Source organism: Salmonella enterica subsp. diarizonae (genome assembly GCF_008692785.1).
GTDB lineage: Bacteria > Pseudomonadota > Gammaproteobacteria > Enterobacterales > Enterobacteriaceae > Salmonella > Salmonella diarizonae.
In genome coordinates this window covers 186980-209471 of sequence record NZ_VXJV01000008.1, presented here as the reverse complement: position 1 = coordinate 209471, position 22492 = coordinate 186980, and the positions used below count along the sequence as shown (strand labels likewise).

The following is a 22492-nucleotide window of genomic DNA, read 5'->3' as shown; positions in this document are numbered from 1 at the left end:
GTAAAGGATGATAGAAGCAGATCGCCTGATTTCAGCAGGCGCCACGATCGCAGAGGAAGTTGCCGATCGCGCCATTCGCCCTAAGTTATTGGCGGAGTATGTCGGTCAACCGCAGGTGCGCTCCCAGATGGAGATCTTTATTCAGGCGGCAAAACTGCGCGGCGACGCATTAGATCACTTGCTGATTTTCGGTCCGCCAGGGTTAGGTAAAACGACTCTGGCGAATATCGTGGCCAATGAAATGGGCGTTAATCTGCGTACCACATCCGGCCCGGTGCTGGAAAAAGCGGGCGATCTGGCGGCCATGCTCACCAATCTTGAACCGCATGATGTGCTGTTTATTGATGAGATTCATCGGCTTTCACCGGTGGTGGAAGAGGTGCTCTATCCGGCGATGGAAGATTACCAGTTGGATATCATGATTGGCGAAGGGCCAGCCGCGCGGTCGATTAAAATCGACCTGCCGCCGTTTACGCTCATTGGCGCGACGACGCGAGCAGGTTCGCTGACCTCGCCGCTACGCGACCGTTTTGGTATCGTGCAGCGCCTGGAGTTCTATCAGGTGCCCGATCTGCAGCACATTGTCGGGCGCAGCGCCCGGCACATGGGGCTTGAGATGAGCGATGACGGCGCGCTGGAAGTGGCGCGTCGGGCGCGCGGTACGCCGCGTATAGCCAACCGTCTGCTCAGACGTGTGCGTGATTTCGCCGAGGTGAAGCATGACGGGGCTATTTCTGCGGAAATTGCCGCGCAGGCGCTGGATATGTTGAACGTCGATGCGGAAGGCTTTGACTATATGGATCGCAAACTGCTGCTGGCGGTTATTGATAAATTCTTCGGTGGTCCGGTGGGACTGGATAACCTTGCGGCGGCGATTGGCGAAGAGCGTGAAACCATTGAAGATGTGCTGGAGCCGTATTTGATTCAGCAGGGCTTTTTACAGCGCACGCCACGCGGCAGAATGGCAACAGTGCGTGCGTGGAACCACTTTGGTATTACGCCGCCGGAAATGCCTTAAGCTTGATTATGCCGGATGGCGGTGTTGAACTGCGCCACCCGGTAACATCCCCTAGCTCGCCTGTTTTTTCATCATGCTGAAGATAAACAGCATGGCTGCGCACAATACCACTGACGGACCTGCTGGCGTATCATAGAACGCGGAGAAGGTCAGTCCGCCCGTTACGGCGATCATTCCTGTTACCACCGCGACACCCGCCATCTGCTCCGGCGTACGGGCAAAGCGACGCGCGGTTGCGGCGGGGATAATCAGTAGCGATGTAATGATCAGTGCCCCGACAAACTTCATCGCTACGCCGATGGTTAACGCCGTTACCAGCATCAATAGCAGCTTCACGCGCTGTAACTTCACGCCATCGACAAAGGCAAGATCCGGGCTGATAGTCATCGACAGCAAGTTGCGCCACTGCCAGAAGAGAATAGCCAGCACAATAACTACGCCAATGGCGATCGAGATAAGATCTTCCGGCGTGACGGCCAGCAAATCGCCAAACAGATAAGCCATTAAATCAACGCGGACATTGGACATCAGGCTGACAACGACCAGTCCTAAAGACAGAGCGCTATGCGCCATAATGCCCAGTAAGGTATCAATCGCGAGGTGAGGGCGTTTCTCCAGCCATACCAGACCGGCGGCCAGCAGCAGCGTAACGGCGATTACCGCATAAAAGGGGTTAACGTCCAGCAACAGGCCAAACGCCACGCCCAGAAGCGACGCGTGAGCCAGTGTATCGCCAAAGTAGGACATCCGACGCCAGACCACGAATGAGCCCAACGGACCTGCGGCGCAGGCCAACATCATCCCGGCTAGCCAGCCGGGCAGTAATAATTCAATCATGAGTGACCATTTCCCCGGCGCAGTACAATACGGCCCTGTAAATCATGGCGATGATTATGATGATGGCGATAAATCCCCAGTTGCTCTGCACCGCGCGGACCAAACATAGAGATAAATTCCGGATGCATAGACACCACTTCCGGCGTGCCGGAACAGCAAATATGATGGTTCAGGCATAACACCTCATCTGTTTTTGCCATTACCAGATGTAGATCATGCGACACCATTAGCACGGCGCAATCGAGTTCGCGGCGCAACTGATCGATAAGGTCGTATAACGCGACCTGGCCGTTGACATCCACGCCTTGCGTCGGCTCATCAAGTACCAGCAACTGCGGCCGGTTAAGCAGAGCGCGGGCCAGCAGTACGCGCTGTGTCTCGCCGCCGGAGAGTTTTTGCATGGGCGCGTCAATCAGATGTCCGGCCTGAACACGTTTAAGCGCCGGGAGAATATCCGTTTTTTGCGTGCCGGGACGTAAACGTAAAAATCGGTTTACCGTCAGCGGAAGCGTGGTATCGAGATAGAGCTTTTGTGGGACATAGCCGATACGGAGTTGTCCGTTGCGCTTGATCACTCCTTCATCAGGAGCTACCAGTCCTAAAACCACGCGCACAAGCGTTGACTTCCCCGCGCCGTTAGGACCGAGAAGCGTTAAAATTTTTCCGGGGCTCAATTCAAGCGACACGTCAGAGAGGACGCGGCGTTGACCAAATGAGACCGAGACGTTTTCCAGTGAAACTAAACTTGTCATGTCAATTTTAGGCTTGCAGAAGTGATAGGATGTTATAATATCACATTTCACACATTCATTACGATGATTGGTCGCATTATGTTACAGAAAAATACGCTTCTTTTCGCAGCATTATCCGCCGCGCTTTGGGGGAGTGCAACCCAGGCTGCCGACGCCGCCGTTGTCGCTTCGCTTAAACCGCTTGGGTTTATCGCTTCCGCCATTGCTGACGGCGTTACGGATACGCAAGTCTTACTTCCGGATGGGGCTTCCGAGCATGATTATTCATTGCGTCCATCAGACGTAAAACGCTTACAGGGCGCGGACTTAGTCGTCTGGGTTGGCCCGGAAATGGAAGCCTTTATGGAGAAGTCGGTCAGGAATATTCCTGGTAATAAGCAGGTTACCATTGCGCAACTTGCCGATGTGAAGCCATTACTCATGAAGGGCGCGGATGATGATGAGGATGAACATGCGCACGCTGATGCCGATGAGGAAAAAGGTGACGTACATCACCATCACGGCGAATATAACATGCATCTTTGGCTTTCCCCAGAGATAGCGCGGGCTACAGCGGTTGCAATCCATGAAAAATTAGTGGAACTTATGCCGCAAAGTCGAGCCAAACTCGACGCCAACCTGAAGGATTTTGAGGCACAATTAGCCGCAACCGATAAACAGGTCGGTAACGAGCTCGCGCCGCTCAAGGGGAAAGGGTATTTCGTTTTTCATGACGCCTACGGTTACTACGAAAAACACTACGGACTCACCCCACTCGGTCACTTTACCGTGAACCCTGAGATACAACCTGGCGCGCAGCGTTTACATGAAATAAGAACACAGTTGGTTGAGCAAAAAGCAACCTGCGTTTTTGCTGAGCCACAATTCAGGCCAGCGGTCGTGGAAGCCGTGGCGAGAGGGACATCCGTTCGAATGGGAACACTGGACCCCCTCGGGACGAACATTAAACTGGGTAAAACAAGCTATTCAGCGTTTTTAAGCCAATTAGCCAACCAGTATGCGAGCTGCCTGAAAGGAGATTAACGAGGAAGTGAATACGTGCAACAGATAGCCCGCTCTGTCGCCCTGGCATTTAATAATCTGCCCCGACCCCATCGCGTTATGTTGGGGTCACTTACCGTTCTGACACTGGCCGTCGCCGTATGGCGGCCATATGTCTACCACCCGGAATCCGCGCCAATCGTTAAAACTATTGAACTGGAGAAAAGCGAGATTCGTTCCCTCTTACCTGAGGCCAGTGAACCCATCGATCAGGCCGCCCAGGAAGATGAAGCTATTCCTCAGGATGAGCTGGACGATAAAACCTCAGGCGAAGTCGGCGTCCATGAATACGTCGTCTCTACAGGCGATACGCTAAGCAGCATTCTGAATCAGTACGGCATCGATATGGCCGATATTAGTCGACTTGCCGCTTCTGATAAGGAGCTGCGAAATCTGAAAATTGGTCAACAACTCTCATGGACACTGACCGCCGATGGCGATTTACAGCGTCTGACATGGGAAGTCTCCCGCCGTGAAACGCGTACCTACGATCGCACTGCAAACGGTTTCAAAATGAGCAGTGAAATGCAGCAGGGGGACTGGGTCAACAGCCTGCTGAAAGGCACGGTAGGTGGTAGCTTTGTCGCCAGCGCGAAAGAGGCAGGTTTAACCAGCAGCGAAATCAGCGCAGTGATAAAAGCGATGCAGTGGCAGATGGATTTTCGGAAGCTGAAAAAGGGCGATGAATTTTCGGTTCTGATGTCGCGTGAGATGCTGGACGGCAAGCGCGAGCAGAGTCAGTTGTTGGGCGTGCGTATGCGTTCCGATGGCAAAGATTACTACGCCATTCGCGCCGCTGACGGTAAATTCTATGACCGTAACGGTGTCGGCCTGGCGAAAGGCTTTTTACGATTCCCGACCGCAAAACAGTTCCGCATCTCCTCCAACTTTAATCCGCGTCGTCTGAACCCGGTTACTGGACGCGTTGCGCCGCATCGTGGCGTTGACTTTGCGATGCCGCAGGGGACGCCGGTGCTGTCGGTGGGGGATGGCGAGGTAGTGGTTGCTAAACGTAGCGGCGCTGCCGGTTACTACATCGCGATTCGTCATGGACGCACCTACACCACGCGCTATATGCACCTGCGTAAGCTGCTGGTGAAACCGGGGCAAAAAGTGAAACGTGGCGATCGTATTGCGCTTTCTGGTAATACCGGGCGTTCCACAGGGCCGCATCTGCATTATGAGGTATGGATCAACCAGCAGGCCGTTAACCCTTTAACAGCAAAATTGCCGCGTACGGAAGGTCTGACGGGATCAGATCGTCGTGAATACCTGGCGCAGGTGAAAGAGGTTCTGCCGCAACTGCGTTTCGATTAACAAATGTGCTGACAGAGCCGGTACGCGATGTGTACCGGCTTTTTTGTTTTGTGTGAGGCGCAGACGCCGCTACACTATTCACAATTCCTTTTCGCGTCAGCAGACCCTGGAACAGCATGAAAACCCAAAAAAATAATAGAGAATATATCCCTGAATTTGAAAAATCCTTTCGCTATCCGCAGTATTGGGGCGCCTGGTTGGGCGCTGCGGCAATGGCGGGGATCGCATTAACCCCGGCATCATTTCGCGACCCTTTGCTGGCGACGCTGGGGCGTTTTGCCGGACGTATAGGAAAGAGCTCTCGTCGCCGGGCGCTGATTAATCTGTCATTGTGCTTTCCGCAGCGTAGCGAAGTTGAGCGCGAAGCAATTGTCGATGAAATGTTCGCCACCGCGCCGCAGGCGATGGCGATGATGGCTGAGCTGGCGATGCGCGGTCCGAAAAAAATTCAACAGCGTGTTGACTGGGAAGGTCTGGAAATCATTGAGGAGATGCGTCGTAACGACGAGAAAGTCATTTTCCTTGTGCCGCATGGCTGGGGTGTGGATATTCCGGCCATGCTGATGGCCTCGCAAGGGCAAAAAATGGCGGCGATGTTTCATAACCAGGGTAACCCTGTTTTTGACTATATCTGGAACACGGTGCGTCGGCGTTTCGGCGGACGTTTACATGCGCGTAATGACGGGATTAAACCCTTCATTCAGTCTGTTCGCCAGGGCTACTGGGGTTACTACCTACCGGACCAGGATCACGGCCCGGAGCATAGTGAATTCGTTGATTTCTTTGCAACGTACAAAGCGACGCTGCCTGCGATTGGTCGGCTGATGAAAGTGTGTCGCGCACGCGTGATACCGCTTTTCCCGGTTTATAATGGTAAAACGCATCGCCTGACCATCCAGATTCGCCCGCCAATGGACGATCTTCTCACCGCTGACGATCACACTATCGCCAGACGAATGAACGAAGAGGTCGAAATTTTTGTTGGCCCGCATCCGGAACAGTACACCTGGATTCTGAAATTGCTCAAAACTCGAAAGCCGGGCGAGATCCAGTCGTATAAGCGTAAAGATCTTTATCCCATCAAATAAATAAAGCCTCTCGTAAGAGAGGCTTTATATTGTGTATACCCCGTCCTGAATAGCGTTGGCACATTTTGCTTATACGCGTGATGAACCAATAAGTTAACGCACACAACACGATGACTCACTGTTGTTTAAACCGGTCGTCGTTGAACAGGTCGAAAAAGGCGAAATGACATACCGCCAGCGGCAGCATACAAACGAACGCGTCGCTAAAACTGAAGGTTAATGGAAGGCTTACTATAATAATTATGGATAATCAATAAATTACCCATAATGTAAATAATAGAAAATAAAATAGCTCTCTTGAAGAATATTATTTTTTGTCTCTTCATATCGAATGCCGGATCTATTATTAATTATGGGGGTAGCTATAAATCTCCTTCTTTTAAATCATTTAAATAATGTAACTGTTTGTTATTTTATGATGTTAGAAAAACTAAATTTATAAATAAGAAATCATAAAGCTGCTTCCTGAAAAAATATTAATATACTCTCAAGTGGTTTTTATTCTACCTCGTCATTAACCTAAAAGGACTTTGGCTATGCGTTTTTCCACTCGATTTACGGCCTGCATACAAATATGTGTTCATATAATATTTTTATTTATTAACTCTTTTGTATTTTCATTCCCGATCAGAGCGGAAACTACCCCCCCGTCAGCGCCGCAGACAACGGTCACAGCGGCATCAAACACGGCGAAAGAAGACGATGCAGGTAAGAATCTCGCGAATGTGCTTTCCAGCACTGGTGCTATGTTGAATCAGGATAACAAAACGGATGCATTAATCAATTCTGCGATTAATAATGGATCTGCTTACGCCACTAATGCAGTACAAAACTGGCTTCAGCAATTTGGTACGGCGAGGGTAAATCTGGGGCTCGATAACGATCTGTCGCTGGAAAGTGCTAGCCTGGATATACTGTTGCCGCTTTATGATGACAAGAAACACAACCTGTTATTTACACAATTAGGCGGAAGACGCGATGACGATCGTAATATTATCAACGCAGGCGTGGGCTACCGCTATTTCGCCGACCACTGGATGTGGGGCGTTAACGCATTTTATGATCAGCAAATCTCCAGTGTTACCCACCAGCGTCTGGGTTTCGGCGGCGAGCTTGGCTGGGATTATTTCAAGCTGAGCGCCAACGCCTATCAGCGTCTTTCTGGCTGGAAAGATTCGAAAGACCATACTGATTACGAAGAACGTGTCGCCAACGGCTATGATGTGCGAGCCGAAGGCTATTTACCAGCATATCCGCAGCTAGGCGCTCAGTTGATTTGGGAGCAGTATTATGGCGATGACGTTGCTCTGTTTGGCGATAGCGACGACGACCGTCAACGTGATCCTTATGCTTTGACCGCAGGCGTTAATTACACCCCGGTTCCGCTGTTTTCCGTTGGCTTAAATCAAAAAATGGGGAAAGGCAATCATAACGATACTCAAATTGAGATGGCGGTTAACTGGATGCTCGGCTCGCCGCTCAATGCTCAGCTCGACGCCGATAATGTCAAAAACCGCCGCACACTTCTCGGCAGTCGCCTTGATTTGGTTAATCGCAATAACACTATCGTGCTGGAATACCGCAAGAAAGAGTTAATTTCGCTGAAAGTGCCGGAAAAAATGACCGGCGTGGAAGATGAAACCCTGCCTGTCAACGTAACTGTGAAGAGTAAATATCCTCTCGATCATATCACCTGGCAGGATGATAGCCTGATACAGAACGGCGGCAACATCACCGAGGAAAATGGGACGTGGACGGTTACGATGCCGCACTACGTGCAAAATGGTGCCGAGAAGAATATGTATGTTGTCGCCGCCACGGCATACGACAACCAGGGTAATAAATCTGACGTCAGCCATATGACCGTCGCCGTGAGCGGCTTTAACCCTAATGACATTGTTACCGCAACCACAGCGGCCAGCACAACTCTGCCGGCAGACGGCGTCAGCACCACGCAGGTGAGCGTTACTGTTACGTCCGGTAGCGGGCAAAAAATTACCGGCCTCGCCAGTAGCCTTAGCGCCCAGCTCATTCGTAACACGCAGATTCAGGGGGCATCGGCGGCCTCGCCGGTAGCGGAAAAAATCAGCGAGTTTAAAGAGCAATCGCCGGGCGTGTACGTCAGTACCTTCACCGCAGGCACCCAGCCTGGCGCGGTTATCGTTCAGCCTCTCTACAATCAGACGACCAAGCTCAACACAACCACCATTAACCTTACGGCAGTGAAAGACACCGCGCATTTCGCCACACTTGATGCGTCCAAAACCACAGCGCTGGCGAATAGTCAGGATGCGATTTCAATGACTGCGCACGTGGTGGATGCGATGAATAATCCTGTTCAGGGCGTGACCGTGCACTGGGAAAGCGACAATGCTGGCGCGATGCTAAACACACCATCAAGCACAACGGATAGCCAGGGTAATGCCGTCGCCTCTGTCACCAGCGGTCAAATCATAAGCACAACGGTGAGTGTAACGCTGGATAACGGCGAATCCATGCAGAGTAAAACGCTGCAGTTTACGGCCGACGCCAGCAGCGCAAAAGTCATAAAAATTGATGCCGATAAAACCCTTGCTCTCGCCGATAATCAGGACGCTATCACCGTCAGCGCGATGGTCACTGATGCCAGCCAGCACCCGCTGGTGAACCAGCCCGTTAACTGGGCGATCGATTCGGCCAGCGGCAGCGCTCACCTGGCGGATAAACAGAGTAATACCGATGAAAATGGCATCGCCACTGTCACGCTGAAATCAGCGAAAGCCGGACAGGGCATCGTTTCGGCCTCAACAGGCGACAGCGAAGCGTTAAAAACAGATACGCTAACCTTCCTGCCAGACGTTAAAACCGCGACATTGAGCAGCGTAACGGTCAGCAAAACGTCAGCTCTCGCGAACGGGCACGATCCTGTGACGTTCAACGTAAAGGTTGAAGATGCCAATAAAAATCCATTAAAAGGAATACAAATTAGCTGGGCAACCAGCAGTACCCAGGCCAGCCTGTCCGCCACCTCCACCAGCACGGACGCGCAGGGGGAAGCGACAGTAGATTTGACTTCCACCGCCGTAGAAAACGTGACGGTGACCGCGACACTGGGAGAACAATCGCAAACTTCGCCCACGGTTAATTTCCTCGCCGATGACGCCACAGCATCCGTTCAGTCAGTGAATGCCGACAAAACCCAGGCGGTTGCTAACCAAAACGACCGGATTACGCTGACAGCTCACGTTATCGATGCCAATGAGCACCCTGTCGCTAACAGCGCAATTGAATGGAAAATCGTGGAAGGACAAGGCACGCTGAGCACCACGCAAAACAGCACCGACCAGCAAGGTGATGCCATTGTAACGCTGGTCTCATCCGTGCAGGGTAAGGTCGTCGTCTCAGCCAGCGCCGCAACCGGCGGGGCGGTTAATTCGCCCGACCTTCTGTTTACCGCAGATACCGCAACAGCCAAAGTGACTGACATTACTGTAGATAAATCGACGGCTATCGCCAATGGTAAAGACCAGATTACCTACACCGCCACCGTGACGGATGCAAAAGGCAATCCAGTTAAGGAACAGGACGTTAACTGGAAGGTAACGCCTGCCACGGCAAAACTGTCTGCAGTAACGACCCAAACGGACGTGAACGGAACCACTACGGTGACTGTGACAACGCTGAAAGCAGGTGACGTAAACGTCACCGCCCAGGCAACTACGGGCGCGGCGTGGAATGCGCCGGTAACCACATTTACCGGTGATACCGCTACCGCACAGATAGAAAACATCACCGTGAGTAAAACCACCGCCATCGCCGATGGCGTGGATAGCATTACCTATACCGGCACCGTTATCGATGCCAACAGCAATCCTGTTGCAGGTGTTACTGCAGAATGGTCGGTCAGCCCGGCTACGGGCAAGCTGTCAGCCACCACCAGCACCTCTGACATCGCAGGTAAAGTGACCGTCGCCTTAACATCTACCGAGGTAGAAAATTACGTGGTGACCGCAGAAGTCAATGGTAACCCTGAAAACGCCGAAACCGTTAACTTTACCGCTGACGCCGGATCGGCCGCCATCCGAACACTTACGGCAAATAAAACGGACGATATCGCCGCAGGAAGAGACACTATCACTCTTACCGCAACGGTACAGGATGCGTCGGGGCACCCTATTGCGAACGCTAACGTGAACTGGTCATCCGATAATACTTCGGGCAACTTCAGCGAAACCACCACGGCCACGGATGCCCAGGGTCAGGCGATTGTCACCTTTAGTGGCACACTCGCACAGGTCACAACTGTGACGGCGAGTAGCGTGAATGACAGTGAGAAAACCATTCAGCTCAACATCGTACCGGATCAGTTGAGCGCGAAAGTGGTCTCGATCACCTCTCCGGAACATGACTACGATGCCATAGCCAATGGAATGGACGCGATTAACTTAACGGCCACCGTGAAGGATCAATACGGCAACGTCATCAATCAGGGCGACGTAGCCTGGAGTCTTGACCCGGCGAGTTCTGCACAGCTCTCTGCCGACACCGTACCCACCAATACCGAGGGCAAATCTACCGTATCCGTTACTTCAGAGAATATTGTCTCATGCAAAGCGGTCGCCACGTTCAATGGCATCAGTACACACTCGGTGACGATGCGTTTTATCGCTGACAGCACGACAGAGAAGCTCTCGCAAATCACTGCCAGCAAAACGACGGATATCGTCGCCGGAAAAGACGTCATCACGCTTCAGGCCGCCGTCACCGACGGGAATAACAATCCCGTCGCTAACGCGACGGTAAATTGGGGGACTGATAGCAGCGGAGGGGCATTCCAGCCAGCCGACAGCAGCGTCACCGACAGCAATGGTTTAGCCAGTGTGACTTACACAGATACCAAAGCCGGTACAACGACTGTCGGGGCGGGTATCAACGATTCTCAGAAAGAATTACAGTTGAACGTTATCGGTGATGTTGACACCGCAACGCTCTCAAACATTAAGGCCGATAAAACCCAGGCCGTAGCGGACAACACCGACACGGTCACCTGGTCCGTCACCGTGAAGGTCGGTTACGGCAACGTTCTGCCGTCAACGGCGATTAACTGGAGCAGCGACGACCCGGATCTGACGCTTACGGCCAATAGTAGCGTAACCAACGAGCAGGGTATTGCCTCCATTTCAGGCCATACGTTGAAAGCACGTGATGCGGTGGTGACAGCAACCGTTCCAGGTAATGGCAAAACGCTGTCAGCCGCTAAAGTGACCTTTATTGGCGACGCGAAAACGGCAACGCTGCTTTCACTGACAGTGGATAAAACCGACGCACTCGCTAATGGCTCTGATACTGTTACCTATACCACTCAAATTGAGGATGTGAACCATAACAGTGTGCCTAATGCTGCCATTAACTGGCAGACCACGCTGAACAAGCTGTCAGCGTCAACAACCAATACTAACAGTTCTGGCGTCGCCACAGTGAAACTAAGTGGTAATGATGTTGGTCAGGCCACGGTAACAGCATCGATCAATACGTCGTCATTAAAAAATGACCAGGTGAAGTTTATCAACACCATTGAAGATACATGGTACGTCACAACGGATTCATCAACCTATACGTCTTCGGCAATCAAAGGTTATCCCGATTTAGGTTTTGTCACCTCTGCGCCCACAACGGGCCCGACAGAACTGGACTGGGCGCCTTCTGGCAATTATTCTGAAGTCTCAACGCCCGTGACGCTGGTAGATAACAGTGGGCAGCAGTATACGGTTAATCTCAAAGGCTATCGTCAATCGGATTGTTCACAACGTCCTCTTAACGCTGCCGTGGGATGTAGCAGCTCAGGCGGGTACCGGGCCGGATTTATATGGAGCCGCAGCGATAATCAGGCTATCCCACCGGGTCATTACTCTGGACTGATCCATTTCTACGGACAAGACTGGCATACCAGTTGGGCGTTTGAATACCGATTAACGTTGGATTTAACTATTAACTGACAGCGAATAAAAAAGCGAGCCACAAGGTTCGCTTTTTTATATCCGTTGCCCCGCCCTGAATAACGTTGACACATTTAACGTATAGACAGATGAAAGTTTGATGAATCAAAAAGTTAAACGCACACGGCGCGATCACTCTCTATCCTTTAAACTGGCTGTCGTTGAGCAGGTCGGAAAAGGCGAAATGACATACTGCCAGGCGCAAAACCGCGGGCAGCCATACTGTGCTGAACTGGCTGAATAAACGGTTAACCCGACTGGCTCACGTCCTCTTCACTCAGAAAGTGCGGAACCAGAAGATAGAGAACAGGCAAGAAGGATGGTCAGGGAGTCGGTAGAAATTTACAACACATAGCGGCTTCATCTGTCGCTACAATACAAAACGCCCGATGAGGTTCATCGGGCGTTATAAGACTGAAAAGTGTCAACCTATTCCAGGACTCGTCAGTAATACCTGATAGCGCAACGCTTATCAGGCCTGGGTGAGTTTTACTCAACGGTCAAAATACGCGTGGTATTGGTCGAACCTACGGTGCTCATTACATCGCCCTGGGTCACGATCACCAGGTCGCCGGAAACCAGATACCCTTTATCGCGCAGCAGATTAACAGCTTCATGCGCCGCGACAACGCCATCAGCCGCGCTGTCAAAATGCACCGGCGTTACGCCGCGGTAGAGCGCGGTCAGGTTCAGCGTGCGTTCATGGCGTGACATGGCGAAAATCGGCAGGCCGGAGCTGATACGGGAAGTCATCAGCGCGGTACGACCGGATTCCGTCATGGTGATGATCGCGGTAACGCCTTTCAGATGGTTTGCCGCATACATCGCAGACATGGCAATGGCTTCTTCGACATTGTCGAACTGCACGTCGAGACGGTGTTTAGACACATTGATGCTGGGGATTTTTTCTGCGCCCAGGCAGACACGCGCCATTGCGGCAACGGTTTCAGACGGATACTGACCGGCTGCGGTTTCGGCAGACAACATAACCGCATCAGTGCCATCCAGTACGGCGTTCGCCACGTCCATCACTTCTGCACGGGTTGGCATTGGGTTAGTGATCATCGATTCCATCATCTGGGTTGCAGTGATGACTGCGCGGTTCAGTTGACGCGCACGGCGAATCAGCGCTTTCTGGATTCCGACCAGTTCCGGATCGCCGATTTCAACGCCCAGGTCGCCACGAGCGACCATCACCACGTCAGATGCCAGAATGATGTCGTCCATGGCGTTTTCATCGCATACCGCTTCGGCGCGTTCGACCTTAGCCACGATTTTCGCGTCGCAGCCGGCGTCGCGTGCCAGTCGACGTGCATAGTTCAGATCTTCGCCGCAGCGTGGGAAGGAGACGGCCAGATAGTCAACGCCTATCAGCGCAGCGGTCTGAATATCGGCTTTGTCTTTTTCGGTCAGTGCTTCGGCAGAAAGCCCGCCGCCGAGCTTGTTAATGCCTTTATTGTTAGACAGCGGGCCGCCGACGGTGACTTCGGTAAAGACTTTCATGCCCTGGACTTCAAGCACTTTCAGTTGCACGCGACCATCATCAAGCAGCAGGATATCGCCGGGAACGACGTCTGCCGGCAATCCTTTGTAATCAATGCCGACTTTTTCTTTGTCGCCTTCGCCTTTACCCAGGTTCGCGTCTAACAGAAATTTGTCCCCAATGTTGAGGAACACTTTGCCTTCTTTGAAGGTGGAAACGCGAATTTTTGGCCCTTGCAGGTCGCCTAAAATAGCCACATGACGCCCCAGTCTGGCGGCAATCTCACGGACTTTATCAGCACGCATTTTATGATCTTCCGGCGAGCCGTGAGAGAAGTTCATACGTACTACGTTTGCGCCCGCGGCGATAACCTTCTCAAGGTTGTTATCGCGGTCAGTTGCCGGGCCTAACGTGGTAACGATTTTGGTTCTGCGAAGCCTTCTGGACATGTAATACTCCGTTGACTAAAACAACTTGGTGTTGCGTGAACATTGATCCGGTCGTTCTGAAACCTTAACGGTATAAAATGAACGTCCCCGGATGACGAAAAGGGTAGAACATTGTTATTGCTTTTAGCGGTCATCACTCCTGGTGAGTAATTCTTTATCAAAACGCGATTCCTTGAGCGCTTCCTTGACACGCTTCAAGTTATCTCTGAATTTTGCCCCACGGCGCAAAGTAAATCCCGTTGCCAGCACATCTATCACGGTCAGCTGAGCAAGTCGAGAGACCATAGGCATATAAATGTCTGTATCTTCCGGTACATCGAGGGTAATGGCCAGCGTGGCTTCGCGCGCCAGCGGGGTTCCAGCGGAAGTCAGGGCGATCACCATCGCATCGTTTTCCCGCGCCAACTGCGCCAGCTCCACCAGGCTCTTGGTTCTGCCAGTATGAGAAATAAGCACGACGACGTCATCATCGCTACAATTCATACAGCTCATTCGTTGCAGCACGATATCGTCGGAGTAAATCACCGGTACATTGAAGCGAAAAAACTTGTTCATGGCGTCATGTGCGACCGCGGCGGAGGAACCAAGACCGAAAAAGGCGATTTTTTTTGCCTGGGTCAGTAAATCGACCGCGCGGTTGACGGCCGATTTATCCAGCGACTGGCGAACATGGTCGAGGCTGGCCATGGCGGACTCGAAGATTTTTCCTGTATAGGCCTCAACGCTGTCATCTTCATCCACATTGCGATTAACATAGGGGGTGCCATTTGCCAGACTTTGCGCCAGATGCAGTTTAAAATCAGGAAAGCCGCGGGTATTCATACTGCGACAGAAGCGGTTCACCGTCGGCTCGCTAACGTTGGCTTCCTGGGCCAGCATGGCAATGCTTAAGTGAATCGATCTGCCGGGGGCGGCCAGAATAACATCGGCGACTTTTCGTTCAGATTTGCTTAAATGTTCCAGTTGAGACTGGACTTTTTCCAGCATATTCATGATTAGCAAGGCTCATGGGTATTAGCGATTTCAATGATGCGCGAAACCGAGCGCGTTTTGTTAGATATTACCCCTGGCGACTGCCGAAGGGAGCAAAATGGTTAAAAAAGGTGTCGTTTTTTTTCATTACATGATCGATGTCGGATTTTAGGTTCCGGCTTGTGTGGAAAAACGACAATTTTATTAGGCGTTTTGCCGATTATATTGCCAGTCAAACGTCAGTTCACCCATGAAAAGGCGTTTACGGTTTCCGTAATCTCGTAAAAGCAGTACAGTGCTGTGTAATAAAATTACAACGATATCCTGGCTAAAGTACCAGGAGATTAACTGAGGAGAATGACATGGCGGTAACGCAAACAGCCCAGGCATGTGACCTGGTCATTTTCGGCGCGAAAGGCGACCTGGCGCGCCGGAAACTGCTGCCTTCCCTGTATCAGCTTGAGAAAGCCGGCCAGATCCATCCGGATACCCGTATTATTGGGGTAGGGCGCGCGGACTGGGATAAAGAAGCCTATACCCACGTCGTGCGTGAAGCGCTGGAAACCTTCATGAAGGAAAAAATCGATGAAGGATTGTGGGATACGCTGAGCGGCCGTCTGGATTTTTGTAATCTTGACGTTAACGATACGCCTGCGTTTAGTCGCCTGGGCGATATGCTGGATCAAAAAAACCGCACCACCATTAACTATTTTGCGATGCCGCCCAGCACCTTTGGCGCTATTTGTAAAGGGTTAGGGGAAGCTAAACTCAACGCCAAACCGGCGCGCGTCGTGATGGAAAAACCGTTGGGTACTTCACTGGCAACCTCGCGCGAGATTAATGATCAGGTGGGCGAATACTTTGAAGAGTGTCAGGTGTACCGTATTGACCACTATCTGGGCAAAGAAACGGTTCTCAACCTGCTGGCGCTGCGTTTTGCCAACTCGTTATTCGTTAATAACTGGGATAACCGCACTATCGATCATGTTGAGATTACCGTAGCGGAAGAGGTGGGGATTGAAGGGCGCTGGGGATACTTTGACCAGGCCGGCCAGATGCGCGATATGATCCAGAACCACTTGCTGCAAATTCTCTGCATGATTGCCATGTCACCGCCGTCTGACCTGAGCGCCGACAGCATTCGTGATGAAAAAGTGAAAGTGCTGAAATCGCTGCGTCGTATCGATCGCTCCAACGTGCGCGAAAAAACGGTTCGTGGTCAATACACCGCTGGTTTTGCGCAGGGTAAAAAGGTGCCGGGCTATCTGGAGGAAGAGGGGGCGAATAAAAGCAGCAACACCGAAACTTTCGTCGCGATCCGCGTTGACATTGATAACTGGCGTTGGGCGGGCGTACCATTCTATCTGCGTACCGGTAAGCGCCTGCCAACCAAGTGCTCTGAAGTCGTGGTTTATTTCAAGACGCCTGAACTGAACCTCTTTAAAGAGTCCTGGCAAGACCTGCCGCAGAACAAACTGACGATTCGCCTGCAGCCGGATGAGGGCGTAGATATTCAGGTGCTTAACAAAGTGCCGGGGCTGGATCATAAGCATAACCTGCAAATCACGAAGCTTGATCTGAGCTACTCCGAGACCTTCAATCAGACGCACCTGGCGGATGCATATGAGCGCCTGCTGCTGGAGACGATGCGTGGCATTCAGGCACTGTTTGTCCGCCGTGACGAAGTGGAAGAAGCCTGGAAGTGGGTGGATTCCATTACCGAAGCATGGGCGATGGACAACGATGCGCCGAAGCCGTATCAGGCGGGCACCTGGGGACCGGTAGCGTCCGTGGCGATGATTACCCGTGACGGTCGTTCATGGAATGAGTTTGAGTAACTTTGCCACTTACTCTTAGGTGTTATTTTACCGGTAACATGATCTAACACAGATTGTAGAATCATTTTTGCACTTTTAAGCCTCGTGTGGATTCACCCGCGAGGCTTTTTTTATTACACTGCCTGAAACGATTTTGCCCCATTATCGCCGGACATCATGTAGTTCGCTGTCTTTCCACATTGATGAAACACATGGTAAACCCGGTAGTCGGACAGCTAAATTTCAGGAGCCTCTATGAATCCTAATTTGTTACGCGTAACACAGCGAATTGTTGAACGCTCGCAGCAGACCCGAAAAGCCTATCTTGCCCGTATTGAGCAGGCGAAAACCGCCACGGTTCACCGCTCTCAATTGGCCTGTGGCAACCTGGCGCATGGCTTCGCCGCCTGTCAGCCAGAGGATAAAGCCTCGCTGAAAAGTATGTTGCGCAATAATATCGCCATCATTACTTCCTACAATGACATGCTCTCTGCGCATCAACCGTATGAACATTATCCGGAGATCATTCGCCAGGCGCTGCATTCCGTGAACGCGGTAGGTCAGGTCGCAGGCGGCGTACCGGCAATGTGCGATGGCGTTACGCAAGGGCAGGACGGCATGGAGTTGTCATTACTCAGCCGCGAAGTGATAGCGATGTCGGCGGCGGTAGGGCTCTCTCACAATATGTTCGACGGCGCGTTATTCCTCGGCGTATGCGACAAAATCGTCCCGGGGCTGGCGATGGCTGCGCTCTCTTTTGGTCATTTACCCGCGATTTTTGTTCCGTCAGGCCCGATGGCGAGCGGCCTGGCGAATAAAGAAAAAGTCCGTATTCGTCAGCTATATGCGGAAGGAAAAGTAGACAGAATGGCGCTGCTGGAGTCGGAAGCCGCCTCTTACCATGCGCCGGGCACCTGTACATTTTACGGCACCGCCAACACCAACCAGATGGTGGTGGAGTTTATGGGGATGCAGTTGCCGGGTTCTTCGTTTGTGCATCCGGATGCGCCGCTGCGCGAGGCATTGACTGCCGCTGCCGCACGTCAGGTAACTCGTCTTACCGGCAATGGCAATACGTGGATGCCGCTCGGTAAAATGATCGACGAGAAAGTCGTGGTGAACGGCATTGTCGCGCTGTTGGCTACCGGCGGCTCCACCAACCACACCATGCATCTGGTTGCGATGGCGCGCGCGGCGGGAATTCTGATCAACTGGGATGACTTCTCGGATTTGTCGGAAGTGGTACCGTTGATGGCGCGCCTGTATCCGAACGGCCCGGCGGACATTAACCACTTCCAGGCGGCGGGCGGCGTACCGGTATTGGTACGCGAGTTGCTCAATGCCGGATTGCTGCACGAAGACGTTAACACTGTCGCAGGCTTCGGCCTGAAACGCTATACGCTGGAACCCTGGCTCAACAACGGCGAGCTGGACTGGCGTGAAGGCGCGGAAACGTCACTGGATAGCGATGTGATTGCCTCTTTTGATAAGCCATTCTCTCCCCACGGCGGCACTAAGGTACTGAGCGGTAATCTGGGACGCGCAGTGATGAAGACGTCTGCGGTACCGGTTGAAAATCAGATCATTGAAGCGCCTGCCGTGGTATTTGAAAGTCAGCATGATGTGCTGCCTGCGTTCGACGCGGGTCTGCTTGACCGGGATTGTGTCGTTGTCGTGCGTCATCAGGGACCAAAAGCGAATGGAATGCCAGAATTACATAAACTCATGCCGCCACTTGGTGTATTATTGGACCGCTGTTTCAAAATCGCGTTAGTTACAGATGGACGACTTTCAGGCGCTTCGGGTAAAGTGCCTTCAGCTATCCACGTAACGCCGGAAGCCTACGATGGCGGCTTACTGGCAAAAGTGCGCGATGGCGACATCATTCGCGTGAATGGACAGACAGGTGAGTTAACTCTGCTGGTCGACGAGGCAGAACTTGCCGTTCGCCAGCCTCATATTCCGGACCTGCGCGCGTCGCGCGTCGGAACGGGACGTGAGTTGTTCGGCGCGCTGCGCGAGAAGCTGTCGGGTGCGGAGCAAGGCGCAACCTGTATCACTTTTTAAGATGACACATTTGTAATCAGGCGAGAGAAGAATTCCGATGAAAAACTGGAAAACAAGTGCAGAAGCAATCCTGACCACCGGCCCGGTTGTCCCGGTCATTGTAGTCAATAAACTGGAGCACGCGGTGCCAATGGCTAAAGCGCTGGTGGCCGGGGGCGTTCGCGTTCTGGAAGTGACCTTACGTACGGCGTGCGCGATGGATGCTATTCGCGCTATCGCTAAAGAAGTGCCGGAAGCGATTGTCGGTGCCGGAACCGTTCTCAATCCGCAACAGTTGGCGGAGGTGACGGAAGCGGGCGCGCAGTTTGCGATTAGCCCGGGATTGACTGAGCCACTGTTGAAAGCCGCAACGGAAGGTACGATTCCATTGATCCCCGGTATTAGCACCGTTTCCGAACTGATGCTGGGCATGGACTATGGTCTGAAAGAGTTCAAATTCTTCCCGGCGGAAGCGAATGGCGGCACCAAAGCGTTACAGGCGATTGCCGGTCCGTTCTCTCAGGTACGTTTCTGCCCAACCGGCGGCATCTCTCCGGCAAACTATCGTGACTATCTGGCGCTGAAAAGCGTGTTGTGCATCGGCGGCTCCTGGCTGGTGCCGGCCGACGCGCTGGAAGCGGGTGATTACGATCGCATCACCAAACTGGCGCGTGAAGCGCTAGAAGGCGCAAAGCAGTAAGCCGTTAAATGCCCGATGACGCTTGCTTATCGGGCCTATGAGTTGCGAACTGTAGGCCTGATAAGACGCGCTAGCGTCGCCATCAGGCTATGGCGCATTAGCCTTTTACTATCACGCGGCTGACGGCCTTTTGCGCTCTTATCACCGCCTCTTCAACGTTTTCACCTGTCGCTAACGCTACGCCAAGACGACGGGCGCCGTCGATCTCCGGCTTACCAAACAGCCGCACCTGCACTCCTGCCCCTACCGCCGCGTGTACATTATCAAACGTCACATTCTGACTGGTAAGCTGCGGCAGAATCACGGCTGAGGCCGCGGGGCCATACTGGCGAATAGCGCCTACCGGCAGCCCTAAAAAGGCGCGTACATGCAGCGCAAACTCAGAAAGATCCTGAGAAATCAACGTCACCATTCCGGTATCGTGCGGGCGAGGGGAGACTTCGCTGAAAATAACTTCATCGCCACAGACGAAAAGTTCAACGCCGAACAGACCATGACCGCCTAACGCCAGCACCACATGACGGGCAATCTCTTGCGCCCGCTTCAGCGCCAGTTCGCTCATCTGCTGTGGCTGCCAGGATTCGCGATAGTCGCCATCTTGCTGACGATGACCGACCGGCGCACAGAAATGTACGCCATCGACGGCGCTAACGGTGAGCAACGTAATTTCAAAATCAAATTTAACCACGCCTTCCACAATCACGCGACCCGCGCCAGCGCGTCCGCCCTGTTGAGCATACTCCCATGCCTGCGCGAGCTGTTCGGCTGAGCGGATAAAACTTTGGCCTTTGCCGGAAGAGCTCATAACCGGTTTGACGATGCAAGGAAAACCTATTGCGGCTACCGCATCATGAAAACTGGCCTCACTGTCGGCAAAACGATACGCAGATGTCGGCAGACCTAATTCTTCTGCGGCCAGGCGACGAATCCCTTCGCGGTTCATCGTTAACTGCGTAGCACGGGCGCAGGGCACAACATTCAGCCCTTCGTCTTCCAGCTCACGCAGCGTATCGGTGGCGATCGCTTCTATTTCTGGCACGATATAATGCGGTTTTTCCACTGTAATCACATGACGTAGCGCCTCGCCGTCCAGCATATTAATGACGTGTGAACGGTGAGCCACATGCATGGCGGGAGCGTCAGGATAGCGATCGACGGCGATAACCTCGATTCCCAGGCGTTGGCATTCAATCGCCACCTCTTTTCCCAATTCTCCTGCACCTAATAACATCACCCGCGTTGCTGCCGGACGCAGCGCTGTGCCTAATAGCGTCATATTTCTGTCCCCTGATTTACCTGCGCGCAGTATATACGAAAACGTTTGCGTCTGTCTTTTCGAATAGATTGCTTTTCTTGCTGCCTCACAATATACTGTATATAAACACAGTTAACTAAGGGGCTGCAAAATGGCGGTTGAAGTTAAATACGTAGTCATTCGCGAGGGTGAGGAGAAGATGTCATTTACCAGTAAAAAGGAAGCCGACGCCTGGGACAAAATGCTCGATACTGCCGATCTTCTTGATACCTGGCTTGAGCAGTCGCCAGTCGTGCTGGAAGATGGGCAGCGCGAAGCGCTGTCGCTGTGGCTGGCGGAACATAAAGAGGTGTTAAGCACCATCCTGAAAACCGGTAAGTTGCCTTCTCCGCAGGCGGTTGAAAAGCACGCCGTGAGTAAAACGAAAAAGCAAGCCGCGTGAACCCACACTTGCGCTCCCGGCGTTTTGTACCATGCTTTTCCTGAACCATTGTGCTAAGGAGAAAAGTATGAATAAAAGAGGAGCGTTGTTGAGCCTGCTGTTGCTATCCGCCAGCGTATCGGCATTTGCGGCATCCACCGAGAGTAAATCGGTTAAGTTTCCGCAGTGCGAAGGGCTGGATGCCGCCGGGATTGCGGCAAGCGTGAAGCGCGACTACCAGCAAAATCGTATCGTGCGGTGGGCAGACGACCAAAAAAAGGTCGGGCAGGCTGACCCGGTCGCGTGGGTTAATGTGCAGGACGTTGTCGGTCAAAATGATAAATGGACTGTTCCACTCACCGTTCGCGGTAAAAGTGCCGACATTCATTATCAGGTCATCGTTGATTGCAAAGCTGGTACGGCGGAATATAAGCCTCGTTAGTAGCGTAATTTGCGCTTCTTTTGCCGGAACAGACAATTCCTGACATCCCCTCAGGTACGCTTGACCATTATTGGTCTGTATTTGAGGGGTACTATGGCTAACTGGTTGAACCAATTACAATCACTTCTTGGGCAAAAAGGCGCTTCCGCCTCGTCTTCCGGTGAACAGGGGCTAAATAAATTGCTGGTTCCCGGCGCGCTGGGCGGTCTGGCGGGACTGTTGGTCGCCAATAAGTCTTCGCGCAAATTATTAACCAAATATGGTACTGGCGCTTTGCTGGTGGGCGGTGGCGCGGTGGCGGGTTCCGTATTGTGGAATAAGTACAAAGATAAAGTACGCGCTGCGCACCAGGGAGAGCCGCAATTCGGCAGCCAAAGTACGCCGCTGGATGTTCGCACTGAGCGACTGATCCTGGCGCTGGTTTTTGCTGCAAAAAGCGACGGGCATATTGATGCCAAAGAACGCGCGGCGATTGAGCACCAACTGCGAGAATCAGGTGTGGAAGAGCAAGGGCGTGTGTTTATCGAGAAAGCTATCGAGCAGCCGCTTGATCCACAACGTCTGGCGCAGGGCGTTCGCAATGAAGAAGAAGCCCTGGAAGTCTACTTCCTGAGCTGCGCCGCCATTGATATTGACCACTTTATGGAACGTAGCTACCTGAATGCTTTAGGAGACGCGCTAAAAATTCCTCAGGATGTTCGGGACGGTATCGAGCAGGACTTGCAGCAGCAAAAACAGGCGCTACCTGGCTGATAACCTGCCATTAAGTAACATGTTTCGCTTGCATCATGCGTGTCTTTTGCCACCCTTATAGGATGGATAGTTTACGTCATTCATGTTGCAGGATAGCGGCGAAGCAGTGACATCTCAGACGCTTAC

17 protein-coding genes are annotated in these 22492 nt (G+C 52.5%); 12 read left to right on the top strand and 5 right to left on the bottom strand.

What is annotated here, in order from left to right; genetic code table 11:
* Positions 1-7: 7 nt before the first annotated feature.
* Positions 8-1018, top strand: coding sequence for a Holliday junction branch migration DNA helicase RuvB (gene ruvB / locus F4V72_RS17650; protein ID WP_000568510.1), 1011 nt, complete (start codon positions 8-10; stop codon positions 1016-1018).
* Between the two features lie 51 nt (positions 1019-1069).
* On the opposite strand, the gene znuB is transcribed toward ruvB, so the two are convergent.
* Both znuB and znuC read right to left on the bottom strand, forming a co-directional pair.
* Positions 1070-1855 carry a zinc ABC transporter permease subunit ZnuB gene (gene znuB, locus F4V72_RS17645; RefSeq protein WP_023248795.1) on the bottom strand — a complete coding sequence of 262 codons (786 nt, stop codon included), beginning with the start codon at positions 1853-1855 and terminating at the stop codon, positions 1070-1072.
* Positions 1852-2607 (bottom strand): zinc ABC transporter ATP-binding protein ZnuC, encoded by a 756-nt coding sequence (znuC, locus tag F4V72_RS17640; protein ID WP_053508920.1) that lies wholly within the window; start codon positions 2605-2607, stop codon positions 1852-1854. Before znuC ends, znuB begins: the two co-directional genes overlap by 4 nt.
* 78 nt (positions 2608-2685) lie before the next feature.
* Between znuC and znuA the strand changes: the two genes are divergently transcribed.
* The 5 genes from znuA (at position 2686) to F4V72_RS24170 (ending at position 12272) form a co-directional block, all read left to right on the top strand.
* A complete protein-coding gene (gene znuA, locus F4V72_RS17635) occupies positions 2686-3630 on the top strand; it encodes a zinc ABC transporter substrate-binding protein ZnuA (protein WP_023248793.1) in 945 nt (314 codons plus the stop codon).
* Between the two features lie 15 nt (positions 3631-3645).
* A complete protein-coding gene (gene mepM, locus F4V72_RS17630) occupies positions 3646-4965 on the top strand; it encodes a murein DD-endopeptidase MepM (RefSeq protein WP_023248792.1) in 1320 nt (439 codons plus the stop codon).
* A 116-nt stretch (positions 4966-5081) separates the two neighbouring features.
* The gene (gene lpxM / locus F4V72_RS17625) at positions 5082-6053 is read left to right on the top strand and encodes a lauroyl-Kdo(2)-lipid IV(A) myristoyltransferase (protein WP_136058329.1); all 972 of its coding nucleotides are present in this window, start codon (positions 5082-5084) and stop codon (positions 6051-6053) included.
* Positions 6054-6799: 746 nt separating this feature from the next.
* The gene (locus tag F4V72_RS17620; RefSeq protein WP_170245767.1) at positions 6800-12028 is read left to right on the top strand and encodes an Ig-like domain-containing protein; all 5229 of its coding nucleotides are present in this window, start codon (positions 6800-6802) and stop codon (positions 12026-12028) included.
* A 100-nt stretch (positions 12029-12128) separates the two neighbouring features.
* Positions 12129-12272, top strand: coding sequence for a hypothetical protein (locus F4V72_RS24170; RefSeq protein ID WP_154714648.1), 144 nt, complete (start codon positions 12129-12131; stop codon positions 12270-12272).
* A 245-nt stretch (positions 12273-12517) separates the two neighbouring features.
* Here F4V72_RS24170 and pyk read toward each other — a convergent pair whose 3' ends face one another.
* Positions 12518-13960: a pyruvate kinase gene (gene pyk / locus F4V72_RS17615; protein WP_023246238.1), complete on the bottom strand. Its 1443-nt coding sequence runs from the start codon at positions 13958-13960 to the stop codon at positions 12518-12520.
* A 123-nt stretch (positions 13961-14083) separates the two neighbouring features.
* Positions 14084-14953 carry a MurR/RpiR family transcriptional regulator gene (locus F4V72_RS17610; protein ID WP_001056723.1) on the bottom strand — a complete coding sequence of 290 codons (870 nt, stop codon included), beginning with the start codon at positions 14951-14953 and terminating at the stop codon, positions 14084-14086.
* Positions 14954-15294: 341 nt separating this feature from the next.
* On the opposite strand from F4V72_RS17610, the gene zwf reads away from it, so the two are divergent.
* The 3 genes from zwf (at position 15295) to kdgA (ending at position 19495) form a co-directional block, all read left to right on the top strand.
* Positions 15295-16770 carry a glucose-6-phosphate dehydrogenase gene (gene zwf, locus F4V72_RS17605; protein WP_023246237.1) on the top strand — a complete coding sequence of 492 codons (1476 nt, stop codon included), beginning with the start codon at positions 15295-15297 and terminating at the stop codon, positions 16768-16770.
* Positions 16771-17004: 234 nt separating this feature from the next.
* Positions 17005-18816: a phosphogluconate dehydratase gene (gene edd, locus F4V72_RS17600; protein WP_023246236.1), complete on the top strand. Its 1812-nt coding sequence runs from the start codon at positions 17005-17007 to the stop codon at positions 18814-18816.
* A gap of 37 nt (positions 18817-18853) precedes the next feature.
* Positions 18854-19495, top strand: a complete 642-nt coding sequence (kdgA, locus tag F4V72_RS17595; protein ID WP_053508930.1) for a bifunctional 4-hydroxy-2-oxoglutarate aldolase/2-dehydro-3-deoxy-phosphogluconate aldolase — start codon at positions 18854-18856, stop codon at positions 19493-19495.
* Between the two features lie 97 nt (positions 19496-19592).
* Here kdgA and purT read toward each other — a convergent pair whose 3' ends face one another.
* Positions 19593-20771, bottom strand: coding sequence for a formate-dependent phosphoribosylglycinamide formyltransferase (gene purT / locus F4V72_RS17590; RefSeq protein ID WP_080070872.1), 1179 nt, complete (start codon positions 20769-20771; stop codon positions 19593-19595).
* Between the two features lie 130 nt (positions 20772-20901).
* Here purT and yebG point away from each other — a divergent pair, with 130 nt between their 5' ends.
* From yebG to F4V72_RS17575, 3 genes are all read left to right on the top strand, one after another.
* Positions 20902-21192: a DNA damage-inducible protein YebG gene (gene yebG / locus F4V72_RS17585; protein WP_023246234.1), complete on the top strand. Its 291-nt coding sequence runs from the start codon at positions 20902-20904 to the stop codon at positions 21190-21192.
* 67 nt (positions 21193-21259) lie between these two features.
* The gene (gene yebF, locus F4V72_RS17580; protein WP_023246233.1) at positions 21260-21613 is read left to right on the top strand and encodes a protein YebF; all 354 of its coding nucleotides are present in this window, start codon (positions 21260-21262) and stop codon (positions 21611-21613) included.
* A gap of 93 nt (positions 21614-21706) precedes the next feature.
* On the top strand, positions 21707-22366 hold the full coding sequence (locus F4V72_RS17575; RefSeq protein WP_023178693.1) for a tellurite resistance TerB family protein: 660 nt from the start codon (positions 21707-21709) through the stop codon (positions 22364-22366).
* Positions 22367-22492: the final 126 nt, after the last annotated feature.